This is a genomic window from Candidatus Aquarickettsia rohweri (assembly GCF_003953955.1).
In the GTDB taxonomy this organism is placed as follows: domain Bacteria; phylum Pseudomonadota; class Alphaproteobacteria; order Rickettsiales; family Midichloriaceae; genus Aquirickettsia; species Aquirickettsia rohweri.
Map to the genome: position 1 here is coordinate 1 of NZ_RXFM01000111.1, position 3951 is coordinate 3951.

Annotated in this window: 8 protein-coding genes; 5 read left to right on the plus strand and 3 right to left on the minus strand. The window is 27.7% G+C overall.

From position 1 onward, the window contains the following. A partial coding sequence (tnpA, locus tag EIC27_RS08450) for an IS66 family insertion sequence element accessory protein TnpA (RefSeq protein ID WP_410519448.1) occupies positions 1-157 on the minus strand: 157 nt, incomplete at its 3' end. A 202-nt stretch (positions 158-359) separates the two neighbouring features. Here tnpA and EIC27_RS06360 point away from each other — a divergent pair. The 5 genes from EIC27_RS06360 to nusA all read left to right on the plus strand — a co-directional run bounded on the left by EIC27_RS06360 (position 360) and on the right by nusA (position 3448). Continuing rightward, on the plus strand, positions 360-596 hold the full coding sequence (locus EIC27_RS06360) for a hypothetical protein (protein ID WP_126045227.1): 237 nt from the start codon (positions 360-362) through the stop codon (positions 594-596). A 3-nt stretch (positions 597-599) separates the two neighbouring features. Continuing rightward, complete coding sequence (locus EIC27_RS07160) at positions 600-746, plus strand: hypothetical protein (RefSeq protein WP_154663854.1); 147 nt, start codon at positions 600-602, stop codon at positions 744-746. A gap of 20 nt (positions 747-766) precedes the next feature. Then, on the plus strand, positions 767-1255 hold the full coding sequence (locus EIC27_RS06365) for a hypothetical protein (protein WP_126045228.1): 489 nt from the start codon (positions 767-769) through the stop codon (positions 1253-1255). A 349-nt stretch (positions 1256-1604) separates the two neighbouring features. Beyond that, positions 1605-2096 carry a ribosome maturation factor RimP gene (locus tag EIC27_RS06370; RefSeq protein ID WP_162298362.1) on the plus strand — a complete coding sequence of 164 codons (492 nt, stop codon included), beginning with the start codon at positions 1605-1607 and terminating at the stop codon, positions 2094-2096. A gap of 8 nt (positions 2097-2104) precedes the next feature. Further along, positions 2105-3448, plus strand: coding sequence for a transcription termination factor NusA (gene nusA / locus EIC27_RS06375; protein ID WP_126045230.1), 1344 nt, complete (start codon positions 2105-2107; stop codon positions 3446-3448). Positions 3449-3537: 89 nt separating this feature from the next. Here nusA and EIC27_RS07950 read toward each other — a convergent pair whose 3' ends face one another. Together EIC27_RS07950 and EIC27_RS08455 are read right to left on the minus strand one after the other, a co-directional pair. Next, positions 3538-3666 (minus strand): hypothetical protein, encoded by a 129-nt coding sequence (locus EIC27_RS07950; protein WP_276310346.1) that lies wholly within the window; start codon positions 3664-3666, stop codon positions 3538-3540. Positions 3667-3721: 55 nt separating this feature from the next. Beyond that, the coding region (locus EIC27_RS08455) for a transposase domain-containing protein (protein ID WP_205702304.1) at positions 3722-3951 on the minus strand (230 nt) is incomplete at its 5' end.

Below are 3951 nucleotides of genomic sequence, written 5' to 3' on the forward strand. Positions count from 1 at the left end.
CTACAAGAATTCTGTGCCATTTATAAAATGTACTTCTCGGCACATTCTTTTGCTTACAAAATTCATATTTACTTACATTACTTTTTTTATATTCTTCTACTAGCTCTTTCCATTTTTCATTACTTATTCTTTTTTTCTTTTTTTCTAATAGCATCATTAGCCTCTATTTTTTTAGGCTTTTGTTCTACCACTTATTTTTATTCTTGCCTAGATGCCCTTATTTTAGCTCTTACAAAGAAACATAGATTTAGCCTAAGAATTATCTAAATTTTTTGCAGTTTAGTTAAATGTAATGTATAATTCCTACCTAATAATATATTGAGTACACAATGACATCAAAAGCCACTGAGCCTAATTCGATGGCAGTACAAAAAGCAATAGACAAGATTCTACAAGAATCTTCGACCATAACCAATAAGCTTTCCACTTCACATTATATTCCAAAAGAAGAGCCAGAATTTAGCGAATTGAGAATATATGATTCCATAATAGATTTATACTATAGTAATTCAGCAATAGTAAAATTATTTAAAGCAATTGCTATTTCGGCTATTATTTACTATGTCAGCAATAAAATTATCTCTAAGTTGTCTTAGATAATGAATGGTTATCAAGATCAACTATATTCTGTAAATAGAGATGTTAGCTCTTTAGTAAGTGAAATGGGAGCAATGATGCAGGAGGAAGGATTTTTTATTGATTCTCCACCTCAGAGATTTATATATATATATATGGTCAAGAGATAGCAGATAGAGTATATAAATCAATGATTGAGTGGGAAGGAATGGACGATGAGGTAACAATATTGCTCAAGGGAAGTAATTTAAGAGAATCCGAAGTATTAAAAGCAGGTTTGATGCTAGGTTATTCAGATTTATATATTGATTATAGAATACACAGTGTATTATCTTATTTTTCTAAAATTTCTACAGGTGGATATTTGTCATATGAGGTCTTAAAGTCAAAACTTTATTATACTAGAAAAATTTCTGAAGTGGATCATATTGACTACTGTAAGGTACTAGCGGATATGGAAGATAAAAATGCAGGTCGATTTTTGGCTGCAATTGATGTGGCAAATATGGACACTAAGAAAATACTTTGCCAGCATCAACAGCAACAACAAAAGCATGAGGAAAATTACTTAAAGCTTGTAGATATGATTGGTAAATTACAAACAGATGCACCCATTATAGGTGACAAGATTTGTGATGCATACACTGATATGTTGTCATGTCCAAATTTAGATATATAATAATTTTGATGTAAATATAAAAAAGCTAATATTATTGGAAAAATATTATTGAGCATAAGACTTTATTACATTACTACGTGTTTCTTAATCAACATTTTATATTACTAATTCTAAATTTGTTGTGTTCCTAATGAGGTGCTCAAATTTGCCGCATAATTATGATATTTTTTTATTAAGTTATTTTATTATAACTATCTTCCTTTCTTATTTCAGCATCAACTAAAAATTGACAATAGTCTTTTTAATTTTTTGATACATAAATAAAACATATAAATACTCTCTTGACTTTTTATTTTACAAATTTATGATATGTAATCAATTAATTCTTTGTTTACTCCAAATTATTAAAATGTTTAACGTATATAACACTCAAAAAGAGAAGGAACTTGTACAATTATTAGAAGAAGTAATAAAAAAAGATGTATATGAAATCATTAGGGTTAGAACTTTAAAAAATAGTAGAGAAAAAAAATGCCAGATTATGATAGATAAAGTGGATGATACTCAAGTTGGAATTGCAGATTGTGAGAACGTTAATAAAGTAATAATAGAGATTTTAAAATTAAATGATCTTGGATTAAGTGATTATACTATAGAGGTTAGTTCTCCTGGTATAGATAGGCCATTAACTAGATTAAAAGACTTTATAAAACATAAAGGCAAATTAATTAAAATTAATACTTTATTTAAAGTGTTAGATAAAAAAAATTTTAAAGGGTATATAGAAGAAGTAAAAGATGAGTATATTTTAATGAAGACAAAAGATGAAGATGATATTATAACTATAAGATTTGATTCGATTTTAGAAGCTTACTTACAATATGAACATAATATAAATTAATTTTGGGTATGAAAAATAAAAATTTTGGTGGAAATGAAATACTACATGTTGCAGAAGCTGTAGCAAGAGATAAAGGAATATCAAAAGAATCTATAATTGAAGCTCTTGAAGAAGCAATGGCGATAGCAGCTAAAAGAAAATATGGTGCTAATATTAAGGTTAAGGCTCATATTAATAGAAACTTGGGGAATATTGAACTTTATAGAGAAGTGCTAGTTGTTAAAGATGGTTTTATTTCTGATAATACTAGAGATGAAAATAACGAAGAAGTTAAAACTATTGAGATTTCTAAAGCACTAGAAACTGATACAGATATTAATGAAGGAGATGTGATTAAACAAATTTTACCACCACTAGAAATTGGAAGATTAAATGCTATATCTGCAAAACAAATTATAATTAACAAAGTTAAAGAGCTTGAAAAAGATAAAGTTTTTGAAGAATATAAAAATAGAGTAGGTGAAGTATTAAATGGTGTTGTAGAGAAGATTGAAACAGGTGGATATATTGTTAAGCTTGGAAGTGCTGAAGCAATATTAAAGAAAGATCAAACTTTAAAAACAGATTTTTATAAGCTAGGAGATAGAATAAGGGCTTGCTTAGCTAAGTTAGATAAAGAGTCTAATGGACCTATATTAATTTTATCTAGAACCCATAAAGATTTTGTCACTCAATTGTTTAAGCAAGAAGTGCCAGAAATATATGACAGGATTATAGAGGTAAAAAATATTGCGAGAGATCCTGGATCTAGAACAAAAATAGCAGTATACTCTTCTGACCCATCAATTGATCCAGTTGGTTCATGTGTAGGTATGATGGGTGTAAGAGTTCAAGCAATTATAAAAGAGCTTAAAGGTGAGAAAATTGATATTGTTAAATGGAGTGATGATCCAGCTACATTTGTGGTCAATTCATTAGGGTCATCAATTAGAGTTTCTAAAGTAATTATTGATGAAGAACAGAATAAGATCGAGATAATTGTACCTAAGGAAGATCAAAGTCAAGCTATTGGTAGAAGAGGGCAAAATATAAAATTAATATCAGAATTAGTAGGTTGGAAAATTAATATAACCACTGAAGAAATAGAGTCAACTAGAAGGCAAGAGGAATTTAATAGCATTACAAAGTTATTTATGGAAGTGTTAAATTTAGAAGAAATTTTAGCCCAGTTACTTGCTTCTGAAGGTTTTTTAAATATTAAAAGTTTAGCTGATGCAGATATAAATTCTGTTGCAAATATAGAAGGTCTTGATGAAGAAATTGCTAAAGAGTTGATTTCTAGGTCTAAAGAGTATCTAGATGCTCAGAAGCAAAAGGATAATGATTCTGATTTAACCAATGGAGATAACTAAAAAATGATAGAGAAGTTAGTTAATACTTTTTTAAAGTTTAAGTTAAAGATATAAGTAAATCTTATTTATCATTTGTATGTACAGTTTATTCATGTGCTGCAATTATATGCTTTTATTTTTGTATCTTTTGCAAATATTTTAATACCAGAATATGTCAATTTTAAAGAGTTAGCTAAATACAAATCTTTGTAAACGCTAAAATATCCCCATCTTGACAAGTATTATCCGCCTTTCTTTGGGTTTCTTAAGTTTTTTGATAATTCTAAAAAAAATTTAATTTGATGATATTTTTTTATCAATATTATATGGAAGTAAATTTACTAACTCTTTTGGATCAGAATAATCATGAATATGATTCAGCAAATATTTTAAATAATCATAAGGATTAATCTTATTTACTTTGCAAGTTTCAATAATACTATAAATATTTGCACTAGCTTTAGCACCCTTAGTTGTTGCACAGAACATCCAATTTTTTCTGCCAACTGCAAATGGTTTTATAC

Excerpts from the sequence above, each read along its gene's own strand:
- EIC27_RS06360 (WP_126045227.1), top strand. The coding sequence starts at position 360 with ATGGCAGTACAAAAAGCAATAGACAAGATTCTACAAGAATCTTCGACC.
- EIC27_RS07160 (WP_154663854.1), top strand. The coding sequence starts at position 600 with ATGAATGGTTATCAAGATCAACTATATTCTGTAAATAGAGATGTTAGC.
- EIC27_RS06365 (WP_126045228.1), top strand. The coding sequence starts at position 767 with ATGATTGAGTGGGAAGGAATGGACGATGAGGTAACAATATTGCTCAAG.
- EIC27_RS06370 (WP_162298362.1), top strand. The coding sequence starts at position 1,605 with ATGTTTAACGTATATAACACTCAAAAAGAGAAGGAACTTGTACAATTA.
- nusA (WP_126045230.1), top strand. The coding sequence starts at position 2,105 with ATGAAAAATAAAAATTTTGGTGGAAATGAAATACTACATGTTGCAGAA.